The sequence below is a fragment of the Serratia sp. EWG9 genome (assembly GCF_019913725.1).
GTDB classification, from domain to species: Bacteria; Pseudomonadota; Gammaproteobacteria; order Enterobacterales; family Enterobacteriaceae; genus Serratia; species Serratia ureilytica.
The window spans coordinates 68,420-84,235 of the sequence record NZ_JADNRO010000005.1; the positions used below are offsets into that span (position 1 = coordinate 68,420).

The 15,816-nt window shown below is 63.1% G+C and carries 14 protein-coding genes and 1 pseudogene; 10 read left to right on the forward strand and 5 right to left on the reverse strand.

The features are described 5' to 3' along the window. Nucleotides 1-2 precede the first annotated feature (2 nt). A pseudogene (prpR, locus tag ITX55_RS13090) lies at nt 3-1,603 on the reverse strand (propionate catabolism operon regulatory protein PrpR). A 244-nt stretch (nt 1,604-1,847) separates the two neighbouring features. On the opposite strand from prpR, the gene prpB reads away from it, so the two are divergent. The 4 genes from prpB (at nt 1,848) to ITX55_RS13110 (ending at nt 6,146) form a co-directional block, all read left to right on the forward strand. Continuing rightward, complete coding sequence (gene prpB / locus ITX55_RS13095; RefSeq protein ID WP_043137053.1) at nt 1,848-2,738, forward strand: methylisocitrate lyase; 891 nt, start codon at nt 1,848-1,850, stop codon at nt 2,736-2,738. A gap of 33 nt (nt 2,739-2,771) precedes the next feature. Then, a complete protein-coding gene (prpC, locus tag ITX55_RS13100) occupies nt 2,772-3,935 on the forward strand; it encodes a 2-methylcitrate synthase (RefSeq protein WP_101453369.1) in 1,164 nt (387 codons plus the stop codon). A 50-nt stretch (nt 3,936-3,985) separates the two neighbouring features. After that, nucleotides 3,986-5,437 (forward strand): bifunctional 2-methylcitrate dehydratase/aconitate hydratase, encoded by a 1,452-nt coding sequence (locus ITX55_RS13105; RefSeq protein ID WP_033644225.1) that lies wholly within the window; start codon nt 3,986-3,988, stop codon nt 5,435-5,437. A gap of 79 nt (nt 5,438-5,516) precedes the next feature. Continuing rightward, on the forward strand, nt 5,517-6,146 hold the full coding sequence (locus ITX55_RS13110; RefSeq protein WP_060444218.1) for a LysE family translocator: 630 nt from the start codon (nt 5,517-5,519) through the stop codon (nt 6,144-6,146). On the opposite strand, the gene ITX55_RS13115 is transcribed toward ITX55_RS13110, so the two are convergent. Continuing rightward, on the reverse strand, nt 6,143-6,982 hold the full coding sequence (locus ITX55_RS13115; protein WP_223085122.1) for a helix-turn-helix transcriptional regulator: 840 nt from the start codon (nt 6,980-6,982) through the stop codon (nt 6,143-6,145). The two genes, ITX55_RS13110 and ITX55_RS13115, sit on opposite strands and share 4 nt — an antisense overlap. Before the next feature lie 99 nt (nt 6,983-7,081). Between ITX55_RS13115 and ITX55_RS13120 the strand changes: the two genes are divergently transcribed. Genes ITX55_RS13120 through ITX55_RS13135 form a run of 4 tightly spaced genes read left to right on the forward strand, consistent with a single transcriptional unit; the run spans nt 7,082 to nt 12,093 of the window. Further along, on the forward strand, nt 7,082-8,506 hold the full coding sequence (locus ITX55_RS13120; RefSeq protein WP_223085123.1) for an MFS transporter: 1,425 nt from the start codon (nt 7,082-7,084) through the stop codon (nt 8,504-8,506). Between the two features lie 57 nt (nt 8,507-8,563). Then, on the forward strand, nt 8,564-9,193 hold the full coding sequence (locus ITX55_RS13125) for an FMN-binding negative transcriptional regulator (protein ID WP_223085124.1): 630 nt from the start codon (nt 8,564-8,566) through the stop codon (nt 9,191-9,193). Nucleotides 9,194-9,230: 37 nt separating this feature from the next. After that, entirely contained in the window at nt 9,231-10,190 is a 960-nt protein-coding gene (ybiB, locus tag ITX55_RS13130) for a DNA-binding protein YbiB (RefSeq protein WP_033642380.1), read from the forward strand. A gap of 46 nt (nt 10,191-10,236) precedes the next feature. Beyond that, nucleotides 10,237-12,093 (forward strand): M3 family metallopeptidase, encoded by a 1,857-nt coding sequence (locus tag ITX55_RS13135; protein WP_223085125.1) that lies wholly within the window; start codon nt 10,237-10,239, stop codon nt 12,091-12,093. Between the two features lie 62 nt (nt 12,094-12,155). On the opposite strand, the gene ITX55_RS13140 is transcribed toward ITX55_RS13135, so the two are convergent. Then, on the reverse strand, nt 12,156-12,791 hold the full coding sequence (locus ITX55_RS13140) for a carbonic anhydrase (RefSeq protein ID WP_004939270.1): 636 nt from the start codon (nt 12,789-12,791) through the stop codon (nt 12,156-12,158). Between the two features lie 264 nt (nt 12,792-13,055). Between ITX55_RS13140 and ITX55_RS13145 the strand changes: the two genes are divergently transcribed. Next, nucleotides 13,056-13,472 carry a putative T6SS immunity periplasmic lipoprotein gene (locus ITX55_RS13145; RefSeq protein ID WP_047572179.1) on the forward strand — a complete coding sequence of 139 codons (417 nt, stop codon included), beginning with the start codon at nt 13,056-13,058 and terminating at the stop codon, nt 13,470-13,472. A 68-nt stretch (nt 13,473-13,540) separates the two neighbouring features. Here the strand turns inward: ITX55_RS13145 and ITX55_RS13150 are convergent, their stop codons facing one another. After that, entirely contained in the window at nt 13,541-13,801 is a 261-nt protein-coding gene (locus tag ITX55_RS13150; protein WP_015377148.1) for a YdgH/BhsA/McbA-like domain containing protein, read from the reverse strand. Nucleotides 13,802-13,967: 166 nt separating this feature from the next. After that, nucleotides 13,968-14,597, reverse strand: a complete 630-nt coding sequence (locus ITX55_RS13155; protein ID WP_033642382.1) for a flavin reductase family protein — start codon at nt 14,595-14,597, stop codon at nt 13,968-13,970. A gap of 118 nt (nt 14,598-14,715) precedes the next feature. Here ITX55_RS13155 and rlmF point away from each other — a divergent pair, with 118 nt between their 5' ends. Further along, the gene (gene rlmF, locus ITX55_RS13160) at nt 14,716-15,681 is read left to right on the forward strand and encodes a 23S rRNA (adenine(1618)-N(6))-methyltransferase RlmF (protein WP_170853332.1); all 966 of its coding nucleotides are present in this window, start codon (nt 14,716-14,718) and stop codon (nt 15,679-15,681) included. The last annotated feature ends 135 nt before the right edge of the window (nt 15,682-15,816 follow it).

Genomic DNA, 15,816 nt, shown 5'->3' on the forward strand with positions numbered 1-15,816 from the left:
GCTCAGTGCGGTTTTTTCAGCCGGCGCCATAAAGTGGTGCGGCTGATCCCGAGCAACCGGGCGGCGGCGGCGTGGTCGCCTCCGCACCGCGCCAGGGCTTCGTGGGCGGAGACGGGCGCGCCGGCGTCTCGGGCGGCGGCGCCACCGCCAGCTCCGGCAGCAGCCACTGCAGGGTCTCGCCGCTCGGCGCGACGCCGGTGCTCAGCATCAGCGCCACCCGCTCCATCATGTTGCGCAGCTCGCGCAGGTTGCCGGGCCAGGCGTAATGACCCAGCGCGGCGTAACACCCGGCCAGGGCGGCGCGCAGCGGCTCCGTCAGCGGCGCGTCGAGCGCCGCCAGCGACTGTTTCAGAAAGTGTTCCGCCAGCATCGCGATATCGTCGCCGCGCGCCCGCAGTGGCGGCAGCTGCAGCCGCAGGGCGCTCAGGCGGTAAAACAGATCGGCGCGAAAATCGCCCTGTTGAATCGCCTGCTCCAGGCGGGTGTGGGTGGCGCTGATGACGCGAAAGTCGACCTTTACCGGCTGTTGCCCGCCGACCCGAGTGATGGTTTTTTCTTCCAGCGCCCGCAGCAGCCGGGTTTGCAGGTGCAGCGGCATTTCGCCGATCTCATCCAGAAACAGGGTGCCGCCGTTGGCGGTTTCCAGCAGCCCGCGTCGGCCGCCGCGCCGTGAACCGGTGAAGGCGCCTTCCTCATAGCCGAACAGCTCCGCCTCCAGCAGCGATTCGGCGATGGCGCCGCAGTTGATGGCGACGAACGGCGGTGTCGCGCCCCTGGACGGCGCGCCGCGCCGGGAAAAGTATTCGCGGTGGATCGCCTGCGCCGCCAGCTCTTTGCCGGTGCCGGTTTCGCCTTCGATCAACACCGCCGCCGGCGAGCGGGCGTACAGCATGATGGTGCGCCGGGTCTGTTCCATCTGCGGGGAATCGCCCTGTAAATCGCTCAGCCCATAGCGCGGCTGCAGGGTATCGCGAGCGGCGTAATCGCCGCCGCGCTTGGCGCCGCCCAGCATCAGGCGCGTTACGTCCAGCGCATCGCTGAAGGCGGCGCGCAGGGTGGCGGCGGAATAGAGAAAAATGGCGGTGAGCCCGGCCTCTTCCGCCAGATCGCTGATGAGGCCGGCGCCGACCACGGCCTGAATGCCGGCAGCTTTCAGCTCGGCGATCTGGCCGCGCGCGTCCTCTTCGGTGACGTAACTGCGCTGCTCCAGCGGCAGATCGAAGGTTTGCTGGAACTCCATCAGCGCGGGCAGGGGCGTTTTATAGGTGATGACGCCGATCCGATCGGCGGTTCTGCGCGCCTGGCTCAGCGCCTGCAGCAGGTCGAAGCCGCCGGGCTTGACCAAAATGACCGGCACCGACAAGCGGCTTTTCAGGTAAGCGCCGTTGGAGCCGGCGGCGATGATGGCGTCGCAAGGCTCGGTAGCCAGGCGAGCGCGGATATGCTGCACCGCCTCCTCGAAGCCGAGACGGATCGGGGTGATGGTCGCCAGATGGTCGAACTCGAGACTGATATCCCGGAACAGATCGAACAGGCGGGTGATGGAGACGGTCCAGATCACCGGTTTGTCCGGCGTGCGGGACGGCGTGATGTGATCGCTCATGGTGGGTTACCGAATGGAAGTGGCTGCATTAGGTGTAGCCTTGTTTCAGTCATGTTTCAAATATGCCGATTGAAACCGCGATTGAAACGTTAACTGAAACGTTTTTTATCGCTTGGTCTGCCCAATGGCGACGCGAATTTTATAACTCACTTATTTTTATCGCTTTTAATTTTTTCCTCGCCAAAGTGCAACCTGGCCCGCCCCTTGCTCTGTCTGTTTCATCTAGCTAATCGGAGAGAACGACATGACGCTGCGCTCACCCGGGCTCGCCTTTCGTCAGGCCCTGAGTAAAGAAAAACCCCTGCAAATCGCCGGCGCGATCAACGCCAACCATGCCCTGCTGGCCCAGCGGGCGGGGTTCCAGGCCATCTATCTTTCCGGCGGCGGCGTGGCGGCCGGTTCGCTGGGGCTGCCGGACCTGGGTATTTCGACGCTGGACGATGTGTTGACCGATATTCGCCGCATCACCGATGTCTGCCCGCTGCCGCTGCTGGTGGATGTCGACAGCGGTTTCGGCGCATCGGCGTTCAACGTCGCCCGCACGGTGCGCTCGGTGAGCAAGGCCGGGGCGGCGGCGCTGCATATCGAAGATCAGGTCGGCGCCAAGCGCTGCGGCCATCGGCCCAATAAGGCCATCGTCTCCACCGAAGAGATGGTGGATCGCATCAAGGCGGCGGTAGATGCGCGCAGCGATCCGGACTTCGTGATCATGGCGCGCACCGATGCGCTGGCGGTGGAGGGGCTGGAGGCGGCCATCGAGCGCGCTCAGGCTTACGTGGCGGCCGGGGCCGACATGCTGTTCCCGGAAGCGATTACCGAGCTGGGCATGTACCGCCGCTTCGCCGAAGCGACGCAGGTGCCGATCCTCGCCAACATCACCGAATTCGGCGCGACGCCGCTGTTCACTACCGAGGAGCTGCGCAGCGCCCGGGTGGATATGGCGCTGTATCCGCTGTCGGCCTTCCGGGCGATGAATCGGGCGGCGGAGCGGGTGTACCGCGCCCTGCGCGAAGAGGGCACGCAGAAAAACGTCATCGACACCATGCAGACCCGCAACGAGCTGTATGAAAGCATCAACTACTATTTGTTCGAAGAGAAACTCGACGCTCTGTTCGCTCGCCAACGCGACGAATAGGCGCCATTCACGCAGAAGCCAAATGAGGACAGTATGAGCCAAGCGATCCCCCCGCAAAGCCCGACTGGCGTTAAGCCGAAAAAATCCGTGGCGTTATCCGGCGTGCCCGCCGGGAATACCGCGCTGTGTTCCGTAGGGCGCAGCGGCAACGATCTGCACTACCGCGGTTACGACATTCTCGACCTCGCGCGCCACTGCGAGTTTGAAGAGGTCGCCCATCTGCTGATCCACGGCAAGTTGCCCAACCGCGACGAACTTCATGCCTACAAGCAGCGGCTCAAAGCGCTGCGCGGCCTGCCCGCCAGCGTACGCACGGTGCTGGAGGCGCTGCCGGCGGCATCTCACCCGATGGACGTGATGCGCACCGGCGTTTCGGCCCTCGGCTGCACGCTGCCGGAAAAAGAGCAGCACGGCGCGGCCGGCGCGCGCGACATCGCCGACCGGCTGCTGGCGTCGTTGGGATCGATGCTGCTCTACTGGTATCACTACAGCCACAACGGCGAGCGCATTCAGCCGGAGACCGACGACGATTCCATCGGCGGCCACTTCCTGCACCTGCTGCACGGCGCAGCGCCTTCCGCCAGCTGGGAGCAGGCGATGCACGCGTCATTGATCCTGTACGCCGAGCATGAGTTCAACGCCTCGACCTTCGCCGGCCGGGTGATCGCCGGCACCGGATCCGATGTCTATTCGGCGATCGTCGGCGCCATTGGCGCGCTGCGCGGGCCGAAGCACGGCGGCGCCAACGAGGTGTCGCTGGAGATCCAGCAACGCTATGAAACGCCGGACGAAGCGGAAGCCGACATTCGCCGCCGCATCGACAACAAAGAGGTGGTGATCGGCTTCGGGCACCCGGTGTATACCGTCTCCGATCCGCGCCATCAGGTGATCAAAGAGATCGCGCTGCGCCTGTCGCAGGACGCGGGCGCGATGAAGCTGTATGACATCGCCGACCGGCTGGAAAGCGTGATGCGCGACACCAAAAACATGTTCCCCAACCTCGACTGGTTCTCGGCGGTGTCTTACCACCAGCTGGGGGTGCCCACCGAAATGTTCACGCCGCTGTTCGTCATGGCGCGCGTCAGCGGCTGGTCGGCGCACATCATCGAGCAACGGCAGGACAACAAAATCATTCGCCCGTCCGCCAACTATACCGGGCCGGAAGCGCGAGCCTTCGTACCGTTGGATCAGCGCTGAGCGCCGATCGTTATCGTGTCGTTTTCACTCTGGAGCCTTTGGGAATCATGATGCTTGAGTCTGCCAATACCCGCCGTCCGCCGTTCGATCGCGAAATGGTCGATATCGTCGATTATGTGATGAAAGAGGCCGTCGATACCCCGGCGGCGTACCGCACCGCCCATTATTGCCTGCTCGATACCCTCGGCTGCGGGCTGGAGGCGCTGAGCTACCCGGCCTGCAAGAAACTGATGGGACCGGTGGTGCCGGGCGCCGAGGTGCTGAACGGCAGCCGGGTGCCCGGCACCCGTTTCCAGCTGGATCCGGTGCAGGCGGCGTTCAATATCGGCGCCATGATCCGCTGGCTCGACTTTAACGACACCTGGCTGGCGGCGGAGTGGGGCCACCCGTCGGACAACCTGGGTGGGATCCTGGCGGTGGCCGATTGGCTCTCTCGCCAGGCGGTGGCGGCGGGCAAAGCGCCGCTGACCATGCGGCAGGTGCTGATCGCCATGATCAAGGCGCATGAGATCCAGGGCTGCCTGGCGCTGGAAAACGCCTTCAATCGGGTAGGGTTGGATCACGTGCTGCTGGTGAAGGTGGCGTCCACCGCGGTGGTGGCGCAGCTGCTCGGCCTGAGCCGCGAGGCGATCCTGAACGCGGTGTCGCTGGCGTGGGTGGACGGGCAGTCGCTGCGCACCTACCGCCACGCGCCGAACGCCGGCACCCGCAAATCCTGGGCGGCGGGGGATGCGACCGCCCGCGCGGTGCGGCTGGCGCTGATGGCCGCCACCGGTGAGATGGGCTATCCCTCGGCGCTCACGGCACCGACCTGGGGATTCTACGACGTCTCGTTCAACGGCAAACCTTTCCGCTTCCAGCGGCCGTACGGCGCGTATGTGATGGAGAACGTGCTGTTTAAAATTTCGTTCCCGGCGGAGTTCCATGCCCAGACCGCCGTGGAGGCGGCCATGACGCTGCATCGTCAGATGCAGGCCGCCGGCAAAACCGCCGCCGACATCGCCGCAGTGAGCATCCGCACTCACGAGGCCTGCCTGCGCATTATCGACAAGCAGGGGCCGCTGGATAACCCGGCGGATCGCGATCACTGCATTCAGTATATGGTGGCGATCCCGCTGCTGTTCGGCCGGCTGACGGCGGCGGATTACGAGGACCGGGTGGCCGAAGATCCGCGCATCGACGCATTGCGTAGCAAGATACATTGCCATGAAGATCCCGCCTTCACGCGCGATTATCACGATCCGGAAAAACGCTCGATCGCCAATGCGCTGACGGTGGAGTTCGCCGACGGCAGCCGTCTGGATGAGGTGGCCGTGGAGTATCCTATCGGCCATGCGCGGCGGCGCGAAGAGGGCATCCCGCTGCTGATCGAGAAGTTCAAAACCAACCTGGCGCGCCAGTTCCCGGCCCTGCAGCAGCAGCGCATTCTTGAGGTGTCGCTGGACCGGCAGCGGCTGGCGCAGATGCCGGTCAACGAGTATCTCGATTTGTGGGTGATCTGACGCGAGCGGCGCTGACAAGCCACGTCGGCGTCGCTATGATGGACGCGCCATCCCCGTCCGTCTTCTTATCAGGTGATTCATGATTGATGCTGCAACGCTGTTGTTGTTTTCCGGTGCCTGCGTGGCGCTGGCGCTGACCCCCGGCCCGGATATGCTGCTGATCGCTTCGCGCAGCGTCAGCCAGGGGCGGCGGGCCGGTTTCGCTTCGCTGGCGGGCATTCAACTCGGCACTTACTGCCATGCGCTGGCGGCGGCGCTGGGGTTGTCGCAACTGTTCGTCGCGGTGCCGCTGGCTTACGACGCGGTGAGAATGTTGGGCGCAGCTTATCTGCTCTATCTGGCGTGGAAAACGTTGCGATCCGGCAGCAGTCTGCAGGCTTCTGCCGGGTTGCAGGCGGTGCCGACGGCGCGCATTTTCCGACAGGGGCTGCTGACCAACATCCTCAACCCGAAGATGGCGCTGTTCGTGTTGGCGCTGTTCCCGCAGTTTATCGATCCGCGCGCCGGCTCGGTGGTGGTGCAGATGCTGGCGCTGGCGACGGTGCTGAATCTGGTCGGCTTGCTGATTAACGGCGGGGTGATCCTGGCGGTCAGCGGCATGAAAAGCCGTTTCGTCGGCCGCCGTTTCAGCGCCCGCTGGCCGAACTACCTGCTGAGCGGCGTGTTCGCCGGGCTGGCCTGCAAACTCATTTTCGACAGCCGTCGTTAATCCTCGCGCAGCAGCGCTTCAAACGCCGCGCTGGCCGGTTCGTCCGGCAGCGCGCTGTACATCACCAGCCGCAGATGGTTCTCTTCGTCGACGATGAAAGAGGCATGGTCAAAGGTGACCGGGCCGATCTCCGGGACGACGAAGCTGCGCCGTCCCTGACAGCGTCCGTGAATGTCATGCTGCCGCCAGAGCCGGCGGAACGGCGGCGACACCCGCTCCAGCGCCTGCACCCGTTGGCGCATCACCTCATCCTCCGGCGCGCGGGCGTAGTCGCGGCGGAAGCTGGCCAGGATTTGCGGCGCCTGCGCTTGCCACTCCAGCAGGCGCTCATTGAGCTGCGGATCGGCAAACAGCATCCACAACATGTTGCGCTCTTGCGCCGGGCGCTCGCCGATGGCGAACAGCCGCTGTGCCGCCGGATTCCAGGCGATGATGTCCCAACTCAGGTTCATGACGTAGGCCGGACGCAGCGCCAAATCGTCCAGCAGACGCCGCACCAACGGCGAGACCTGGCACCACTGATGCCCAACCGGCACCGGCGGGCGCTGATGCGCCAATAAGAACAGGTGGTAGCGGCCGGCGGCGTCGAGCTGCAGCACCCGCGCCAGATTTTCCAAAAACGTCACCGACGCATTGATTTCCCTGCCTTGCTCCAGCCAGGTGTACCAGGTGAGGCCGACGCCGGCCAGCGCCGCCACCTCCTCGCGCCGCAAGCCCGGCGTGCGGCGGCGGCTGCCGCTCGGCAAGCCGACCGCCTCTGGCGACAGTTGTTCTCGCTTTTGCCGCAGAAAACCCCCCAGTTCGTGGCGGGTGCGTTCGAGGGTGCGTGGGGGCATGTCGGCCGTCCTGTTGCTGTCAGTAGTAGTATAAATGGCTATATAGTAACAGTTTAAACCTTGTTCCATACTGCGGCCATCATAATCTCTGGAGGTGGTATGGAACATTCATTATCTGGTGAGCGGCGAGGGCTGCCCGGCCTGCCGGTGCTGCTGTTGGGCGGTTTTGTCACGGTGTTCGATCTGTTCGTGGTCAACGTGGCGGCGCCGGTGATCCAGCGGCAGTTCGCCGCCGATTTCGCCGGGGTCGGTTTGATCGTCGCCGGTTACGAGCTGGCGTTTGGGGTGCTGTTGATCGCCGGTGGGCGCCTGGGCGATCGCTTCGGGCGTCGGCGCTTGTTCAGCCTCGGCATGCTGGGATTCACGTTGAGCTCCCTGCTGTGCGGGCTAGCGGGATCGCTCGGCCTGCTGATCGCCGCGCGTATTCTGCAGGGGGCGACGGCGGCGCTGTTGTTCCCGCAAATTTACGCCTTGATGCGGGTGCTGTACGCGCCGCAACAGCGGCGACGCGCCTTCGCCTGGCTGGGCATGACGTTGGGATTGGCGGCGATCTTCGGCCAGATCCTCGGCGGATTTATCATCGAGGCCAACCTGTTCGGCAGCGGCTGGCGCATGATCTTTTTGATCAATTTGCCGATCGGTGCACTGGCGCTGTGGGCGGTGCGGCGCATTCCCGAATCGCGGGTGGCGCAGGCGCAGCGGCTGGACGGCGTTGGCCTGTGGCTGGCGGCGACCGGCCTGTCGCTGTTGCTGCTGCCGCTGCTGGAGGGGCCGGCGCGCGGCTGGCCGTGGTGGATAGCGCCGATGTTGGCGTTGGCGATGCTGACGCTGTGGGGCTTCCTGCGTTGGGAGCGGCGTCTGGCGCAGCACGGTGACGATGCGGTGCTCGATCCGGCGCTGTTCCGCCAGGCGGGTTTCGCGCCGGGTATGGCGGTGGTGCTGGCGATTTATGCCACCGCCTCCTCGTTTTTCTTGTGTTTCGCACTGCTGCTGCAGGCGGGGGCGGGGCTGACGCCTTTTCAGGCGGGCAGCCTGTTCGCCCCGGCCAGCGCGGCCTTTATGTTGGCCTCGATGCTGGCGCCCCGGTTGGCGCAGCGGTGGGGCAACGGCGTGCTGAGCGTGGGCGTGGCGATTTACGCCGCCGGGTTGGCGCTATTGATGGCGCAGGCGCTGTGGGGTGAGGCGCTGGCGCATCCGCTGCGGCTGCTGCCGGGGTTGGTGATTCTGGGATTCGGTCAGGCGCTGAGCATGACGCCGCTGTTGAATCTGGTGCTGGGTTTGGCGCAGGAGCGGCAAGCGGGGATGGCGGCGGGTCTGGTCGCCACCGTGCAGCAGGTGGGAGGCGCGTTGGGCATCGTGGTCAGCGGCGTCGGTTTTGTGCCGCTGTTGGCGAGCGGCGGCGCGGCGGAGCGCTATGCCCAGGCCTTTGCCGGCGCCATGGTATTTAATCTGTTGGCGATGGGCGTGGCCCTGTTGTTGTTAAAGCGGATCACTCGAAATACTCAGAAAGCGGATCTTAAGTAGGCCGCCGGCGGGTGCTTTACTGTCGTCATCATGAGAGAGCGATAAGGAGCCCCACTGATGTTTCAACCCGCCGCATTTCGCGAAGACGATCTGGATGCCCAACTGGCGTTGATCCGCGCCCACCCGCTGGGGCTGTTGGTCAGCCACGGCCAGCACGGATTGACGGCCGACCCGCTGCCGTTTGTGGCTGATGTCGAGCAGGGGCAGCTGCGGCTGCGGGCGCACCTGTCGCGCGCCAACGAGCACTGGCGGCGGTTGCGGCACGCCGCGGAATGCCTGGTGATTTTTCAAGGTCTGGAAGGTTATGTGTCGCCAGGCTGGTACCCGAGCAAACGCCAGACCGGCAAGGTGGTGCCGACCTGGAATTACAGCGTGGTGCAGCTGTATGGCGTGCCGACGGTGACGGACGATCCGGCCTGGCTGCGCCGCCAACTGATCGCTCTTACCGCGCAGCAGGAAGGGCGACGCCCGGAACCCTGGCGACTCGATGATGCACCGGCCAACTACATCGCCGCGCAGCTTAAAGGCATCGTCGGCATCGAGATCGCCGTCACCCGGCGTGAAGGCAAATGGAAGATGAGCCAAAACCGCCGCGCCGACGACGCCGGCGGGGTCATCGCCGGGCTGCGCGAGGGCGATGACGCGCAGCGGCGACTGGCGCAGGAGGTTGAGCGGCGGCGCGGATAGGGTATGCTAACTGAAGGGCAGCCAGGGGAACCTTCGGATGGATTACACCAAAATTATCAAAGAAATAGGCCGCGGCAAAAATCATGCGCGCGACCTGGATCAACAGACCGCTTTTCAACTGTATCAGGCGATGCTGGCCGGGGAGGTCCCCGAACTTGAGCTTGGCGGCATTCTGATCGCGCTGCGCATCAAGGGCGAAGCCGAAGAGGAGATGCTGGGGTTCTACCAGGCGATGCAGCAGCAGGTATTGTCGCTGCAGGCGCCGCAAGGGCGCCCGCTGCCGGTAGTGCTGCCGAGCTACAACGGCGCGCGCAAGCAGGCCAACCTGACGCCGCTGCTGGCGCTGCTGCTGGCGAAAGTGGGCCTGCCGGTGGTGGTGCACGGCGTCCTGGACGACAGCACCCGCGTGACCAGCGCCGAGATTTTCCGCGCTCTGGGGCTGCCGTGGTCGGAACAGGCCGCTCACGCCCAGCGGCGTCTCGATAACGGCGAGGCGGTATTCATGCCGGTTTCCACGCTGTCGGCGCCGTTGGCACGGCAGCTCGGATTGCGTTGGCGCATGGGGGTGCGCAACAGCGCCCATACGCTGGCCAAGCTGGCGACGCCGTTTGGCGAACAGGATGCGTTGCGCCTCGCCAGCGTCTCTCATCCGGAGTATGTTGGCCGGGTGGCGTCGTTTTTCCGCCAGATTGGCGCCCGCGGGTTGCTGATGCACGGCACGGAAGGCGAGGCCTACGCCAACCCGCTGCGCTGTCCGCAGATTCACCACATCGTTGGCGGCGAACAGCAGGTGCTGCTGGAGCGCACCTTGCCGGACGAAACGCCGGCATTGCCGGCGGCGAAAGACGCGGAAACCACCGCGCGCTGGACTGAACGCTGTCTGGCTGGCGAGGTGGCGATCCCGCAGGCCATCCAGCGGCAGGTCGCCTGTTGCCTGGTGGCCGCCGGCGAGAGCGAGACGCTGGAGCAGGGGCTGCAGCGCCTGCGTCAGGCCTAAGCGCGACTATACTGGGATATTTCCTCATCGGCTGAGAAGGACGGTTATGCAACAGGCTCTCGATTACTTCAATCAATTGAACCAGGATTACCTCGACGTTCACCGCGCCAAAGAAGAGCTGTTCTGGCAAAACTACATGGGCACCGGCGATGAAGACGTCTCGGCGCGCTTTTCCGCCGCGGAAAGCGCCTATAAGCGCTTCGTCGCCGAACCGCGCCGGCTGGCCGAGATCCGCAGTCTGCTTGCCGGGCTCGAAGCATTGCCGCAGGAGGCGCAGCGCGATGCGCTGATCCATGGCCTGCAGGGTTGGCTGCGTTTCTTCGACTGCAACGCCATTGAAGACTCGCAGGCGCAGGCGCTGTTGGATCAAATCATCCACGCCGAGTCCGATCTCTACTCGCGTCGCAAGGGCTATCAGGTCACGCATCTGAACGCCGACGGGCGGCGGGTGGCGGCCTCGCTCGGCGAGCTGTTGACCAACCAGGCGACCAACCCGAACGAAGACTCTCGCCGCAGCTCGCAGCAGGCGCTGCGCGATCTGGAGCAATGGCTGCTGCATAACGGCCTGCCGGAGCTGATCGGCCTGCGCAACCGCTTTGCGCGCCAGATGGGCTATCGCAACTACTTCGATTACAAGGTGAACAAAACCGAGCGCATGACGCCTGAGCAGCTGTTCGCCATTCTGGATCGCTTCGAGCGGGAAACCCGCGCGGCCAACGTGCGCAGCCTGCGGCAGCTGGCGGCCGACAAGGGCGACCAGGCGCTGGAGCCGTGGAACGTACGCTTCGCCAGCGCCGGCGACGTTACCCGTCAACTGGATCCTTACTTCCCGTTTTCTCGTTCGCTGGAACGCTGGGTCGACAGCTTCAAACGCCTGCACATCGGTTTTGGCGGCGCCGAGATGAATCTCGATCTGCTGGTGCGCAAAGGCAAGTTTGAGAACGGCTTCATGCACGGCCCGGTGCCGCCGTTTGTGCGCCAGGAGGAATGGGTGCCGGCGCGCATCAACTTCACCAGCCTGGCGCAGCCGGGGCAGGTGGGCAGCGGCGCTTCCGGGCTCAACACCCTGTTCCACGAGGGCGGCCACGCGGCGCACTTCGCCAACATCCGCCAGAATGCGCCGTGCTTCTCGCAGGAGTTTCCGCCGACCTCGATGGCCTATGCCGAAACCCAGTCGATGTTCTGCGACAGCCTGCTGGACGATGCCGACTGGCTGAAACGCTATGCGAAAAACGCCGCCGGCGAAGCGGTGCCCGATGCGCTGATTGAGGCCGGCATCGCGGCGCGCCAGCCGATGCGCGCGTTCAACGAACGCCATATCCTGCTGGTGCCGTACTTCGAGTGGGCGTTGTATCAGTGGGATGACGAGCAGCGCACGCCGGAAGCCATCACCGCGCTGGCGCGCGAGGTCGAGCAAAAGATCCTCGGCATCAGCGGCAGCCCGCGCCCGACGTTGGCGATCCCGCACCTGCTGTCGCTGGAGTCCGCCTGTTCCTATCAGGGCTATCTGCTGGCGATGATGGCGGTGGAGCAAACCCGTCACTTCTTCCTGCAACGCGACGGTTACCTGACGGACAACCCGGCCATCGGCCCGGATCTGGCGCAACACTACTGGTTGCCGGGCAACAGCGTCAGCCATGACGACACGCTGCGCAGCCTGACCGGCGAAGGGTTTAATCCGGACTATCTGGCGCAGGCCTGCAACCAGACGGTGGCGCAGGCGTGGCACGAGGCGCAGCAGACGATGGCCGCCGCGGCCAAGCGCCCGCAGCCGCCGGCAGATTTCGATTTGCAGGCGCACATCCGGGTGGTGGATGGCGAGACGGTATTGGCGGACAACGCTGAGGGTGACGAACGGATGTGCCGCGACTTCGCTGCGGCGATAGAGGCGCGCTTGGCTTAAGGCGGATAATAAAATCCACGCCGCGGCGTGGATTTTATTTAATGGCTAAACCGGACGCTATTTTATTCGAAATAGACGTCGGGATTATCGGCCAAAGACACGAAGCTCTTGGTGTTTCTATCCAGCGTGCGAATTTCGCCGCTTTCGATGTCGTACACCCAGCCGTGCAGGCGCAGCCCGCTGTTGCGCAGACCCACCGCCACAGAAGGGTGGGTTTTAATATTATTTAGCTGAGCAATAACGTTCTCTTCGACCATAGCGTTAACTTTGTCTGTTTCGCTATTCCACGTTTTCTTCTCGACCACCGCTTTTGCCGCATCGGCATAGTGCAGCCAGTGGGCCACGGCAGGCATGGGATCGAGGCACTGGCAGGAGGCTATCGCTTTCATGGCGCCGCAGTTCGAGTGGCCACAAATCACGATATCGGTAACCCCCAACGCCACCACTGCATACTCGATGGTGGCAGAGACGCCGCCCGGCTCCGGGCCGAAGGAAGGGACGATGTTGCCGGCGTTACGGATAACGAAAAGCTGCCCAGGTTCTTGCTGTGTGACCAGCTCGGGCACTAAACGGCTGTCAGAGCATGAGATAAACAGCGCTTTGGGATTTTGGCTGGAGGCAAGGCTGCGGAACAGTTCCTTGCGCTGCGGGAAAATCTCTTTCTGGAAACTGAGGAAACCTTCAATGATATGTTGCATACAACGCTCTCTGCATCTGTAGTCTGCGTAACATGATAATCATCCTCTCCCGTTAGTCCAGCTATGGGCAGGTAAAAAAATGTGTGTGCAAACCCCATTGAATACAGGGTTTCTGCCTGTTGGCGACAGAATTTTCCGGCTCGTTTACGCGTGGGGGCTGACGAAGCGGACGATAGGAAAATAGCTGTCGTATCTATTTAAAACTCGCTATGAAACCGTGTTACGGTTGTTCCTTCGAGAGCCGCGTAATCCTAAGGCGATGAAATGAAAAAACTGACTTTTTTATTGGCGCTGGCATTGCTGAGCGGCTGTGTGCAGGAACGTCCCTGGTTCTATCCGGCAAACGTCAGCGTTAAAAACAATCGCGTATGCATTAGTGTGCCGGACGATATTGACGGAAAACGCGAGCTGGTGGGCATCGGAATTTATCAACCGGGGGCCGGAGGGAAGGCGGAATGGTCCACGTCGGTTGCGCCGGGCCAGCAGCCGATAGCGGTCATGCCTGGCGAATGCCTGACGGAGGCTTTCGACGGGTTCAAGATTGGGCATAGCTATTCGGTTGAGATTGCGACGGTCGGCAATGCGTCAAATGAGGCACCGCGCAAATATTGGACTGAATTTACATTGGTTGCTGACAAAGCGGACGGCAAAAAACTCGCTGTCTTACCCATTCAGCGCTAATGTACTTGAACATAAAAAAAGCCCGCCGGGGTGATAGCCGGCGGGCTTTTTGACGTCTGGGGCGGCGATTATTTGTAGATAACCGCGGTGGCGTGCATCAGGTTATTGCCGCTGGTGGAGGTGATGGTGAAAGCTTTGGCGCCCGCCGCATCGGCTTTGGCGGCCAACTGGGATTTCAGGCTGCTCAGGTCGGTCGCGCCGCTGGCGACGATCACGCCGGCTTTTTCGAATTGGGCGGCATCCTGCGCGCTGACGTGTTCAGCGGCGAAAGTGGTGAAAGAAACGGTAGCCAGAGCGATAGCAGCAGCAAAAGTTTTGATGGTTTTCATGTTCGTCATTCCTGTCAAAGCGGATTAGGGAGAAAGGGAGTGCCTTTCGATGGGAAGATTATTGCGCAGGATAAGACGTGATGAAATCGGAGAGTGTTGACGGTTTTATTCAGATTTTTTGATTGTTAATTCCCCCGTTCATCTTCTGTATAAACGGGGGAGACGATCAGCGCGTCGGGCGCGTCAGATCGAAACGGTGCTGCTCGGAAATGCCGTAGTAGGCGCTCGGGCCGCCGGCGCGCAGGATCGGTTCGGCGGCGGCGGTCTGGTAAACGCCGTGTTCATCCAGCAGCGCCGGATCGAGATGCACCGCCACCACTTCGCCCAACACCAGCCAGGTCTCCACCTGTTCCCCGGCGGCGGTTTGCAACTGAATGCATTGGGTCAGGCGGCATTCGAAGTTCACCGGGCTTTCGGCCACGCGCTCGGCTTTGACCCGGCGCCCGGGCAGCGGCGTGACGCCGGCGAAGGCGAATTCGTCCTCACCGCGCGGCAGGTTGATGGAACTGTTGTTCATCGCTTCCGCCAACGGGCGCGTCGCCAGATTCCAGACGAACTCGCCGGTTTCCACGATATTCGCCACGCTGTCTTTCCAGCCGGTGCTGGCGAAACCGATGATGGGCGGGCGGTAGTTGAAGCAGTTGAAAAAGCTGTAGGGCGCCAGATTACGCAAGCCGGCGGCGCTGCGGGAAGAGATCCAGCCGATGGGGCGCGGGCCGACAATGGCGTTCAGCGGATCGTGCGGCAGGCCGTGGCCGGCGGCGGGTTCATAATAATAACGAGATTCACGGCTCATGGGGACCCCTGTGGCAATCGATGAAGCTTTCATTGTGCCGGGTTTCCCGCCGCTGCGCCATTCCGGGCCGGATGTGTTATCTTACGCGCCGGAAATACCTTCAAGAGAGCCCGTCACGGTGGAAAAAAAGAAAACCTTCCCGCAGCAGAAAAGCGGCCTGCATCCGCGCAACCGTCATCGTTCGCGCTACGACTTCCCGGCGCTGATCGCCAGCTGCCCGGCGCTGGCGCCGTTCGTAAAACCGAACGCCTGGGGCGATGTCTCGGTGGACTTCGCCGATCCGGCGGCGGTGAAAATGCTCAACCGTGCGTTGCTGCAACACTTTTACGGCATCGAACACTGGGATATTCCGGCTGATTACCTGTGCCCGCCGATCCCCGGCCGCGCCGACTATCTGCACCACCTGGCGGATCTGCTGGCGACCAGCAACGGCGGCGAGGTCCCGCGCGGCAAGGGCGTGGCGATCCTCGACGTCGGCGTCGGCGCCAACTGCATTTACCCGATCGTCGGCCTGCGCGAATACGGCTGGCGTTTCACCGGCTCCGAAATCGATCCGGTGTCGCTGAACGCAGCCAAAATGATCGTCGAGATGAACCCGACGCTGCGCAACAGCGTGCGTCTGCGGCTGCAAAAACAGCCTGAGCTGATTTTTAGCGGCATCATCGGCGCGGCCGAGAAATTCGACGCGACCCTGTGCAACCCGCCGTTCCACGCGTCCGAGCAGGAAGCGCGCGCCAGCACCCGCCGCAAGCTGCATAAATTGGGCAAAGGGGAAGTGGCCGACAAGCCGGTGCAAAACTTCGGCGGCAAGAACAACGAGCTGTGGTGCGAAGGCGGCGAAGAAGCCTTTGTGCGCAAGATGGTGGAAGAGAGCGTCAGCAAGGCCAACAACTGCCTGTGGTTCACCTCGCTTATCTCGAAAAACACCACGTTGCCGGCCATCTACCATGCGCTGAAAGTGGCGGGGGCGGCCGAGGTGCGCACCATCGAGATGGCGCAAGGGCAGAAGATCAGCCGCTTCGTCGCCTGGACCTTCCATGACGCCGAGCAACAGGCCGCCTGGGCAGCCGAGCGCTGGCGTTAAGTCTTCAGGTGCCTCGGTATGGGAGCAAAGTCCCATACCGAGGACCGGTTTTCCCCGTTTTATTGACTTATCGCATCAGCATTTCTTAACTGTAGTCATACCTATAAGAACCCCTCCAGGCAGTGTGCAATGTCT

What these genes read in the sequence shown, in the direction of transcription:
- ITX55_RS13105 (WP_033644225.1), top strand. Translation starts at nt 3,986, where the DNA reads ATGCTTGAGTCTGCCAATACCCGCCGTCCGCCGTTCGATCGCGAAATG.
- ITX55_RS13110 (WP_060444218.1), top strand. Translation starts at nt 5,517, where the DNA reads ATGATTGATGCTGCAACGCTGTTGTTGTTTTCCGGTGCCTGCGTGGCG.
- ITX55_RS13150 (WP_015377148.1), bottom strand. Translation starts at nt 13,801, where the DNA reads ATGAAAACCATCAAAACTTTTGCTGCTGCTATCGCTCTGGCTACCGTT.
- prpB (WP_043137053.1), top strand. Translation starts at nt 1,848, where the DNA reads ATGACGCTGCGCTCACCCGGGCTCGCCTTTCGTCAGGCCCTGAGTAAA.
- ITX55_RS13145 (WP_047572179.1), top strand. Translation starts at nt 13,056, where the DNA reads ATGAAAAAACTGACTTTTTTATTGGCGCTGGCATTGCTGAGCGGCTGT.
- ITX55_RS13155 (WP_033642382.1), bottom strand. Translation starts at nt 14,597, where the DNA reads ATGAGCCGTGAATCTCGTTATTATTATGAACCCGCCGCCGGCCACGGC.
- ITX55_RS13120 (WP_223085123.1), top strand. Translation starts at nt 7,082, where the DNA reads ATGGAACATTCATTATCTGGTGAGCGGCGAGGGCTGCCCGGCCTGCCG.
- ybiB (WP_033642380.1), top strand. Translation starts at nt 9,231, where the DNA reads ATGGATTACACCAAAATTATCAAAGAAATAGGCCGCGGCAAAAATCAT.
- ITX55_RS13125 (WP_223085124.1), top strand. Translation starts at nt 8,564, where the DNA reads ATGTTTCAACCCGCCGCATTTCGCGAAGACGATCTGGATGCCCAACTG.
- prpC (WP_101453369.1), top strand. Translation starts at nt 2,772, where the DNA reads ATGAGCCAAGCGATCCCCCCGCAAAGCCCGACTGGCGTTAAGCCGAAA.
- ITX55_RS13115 (WP_223085122.1), bottom strand. Translation starts at nt 6,982, where the DNA reads ATGCCCCCACGCACCCTCGAACGCACCCGCCACGAACTGGGGGGTTTT.
- ITX55_RS13140 (WP_004939270.1), bottom strand. Translation starts at nt 12,791, where the DNA reads ATGCAACATATCATTGAAGGTTTCCTCAGTTTCCAGAAAGAGATTTTC.
- ITX55_RS13135 (WP_223085125.1), top strand. Translation starts at nt 10,237, where the DNA reads ATGCAACAGGCTCTCGATTACTTCAATCAATTGAACCAGGATTACCTC.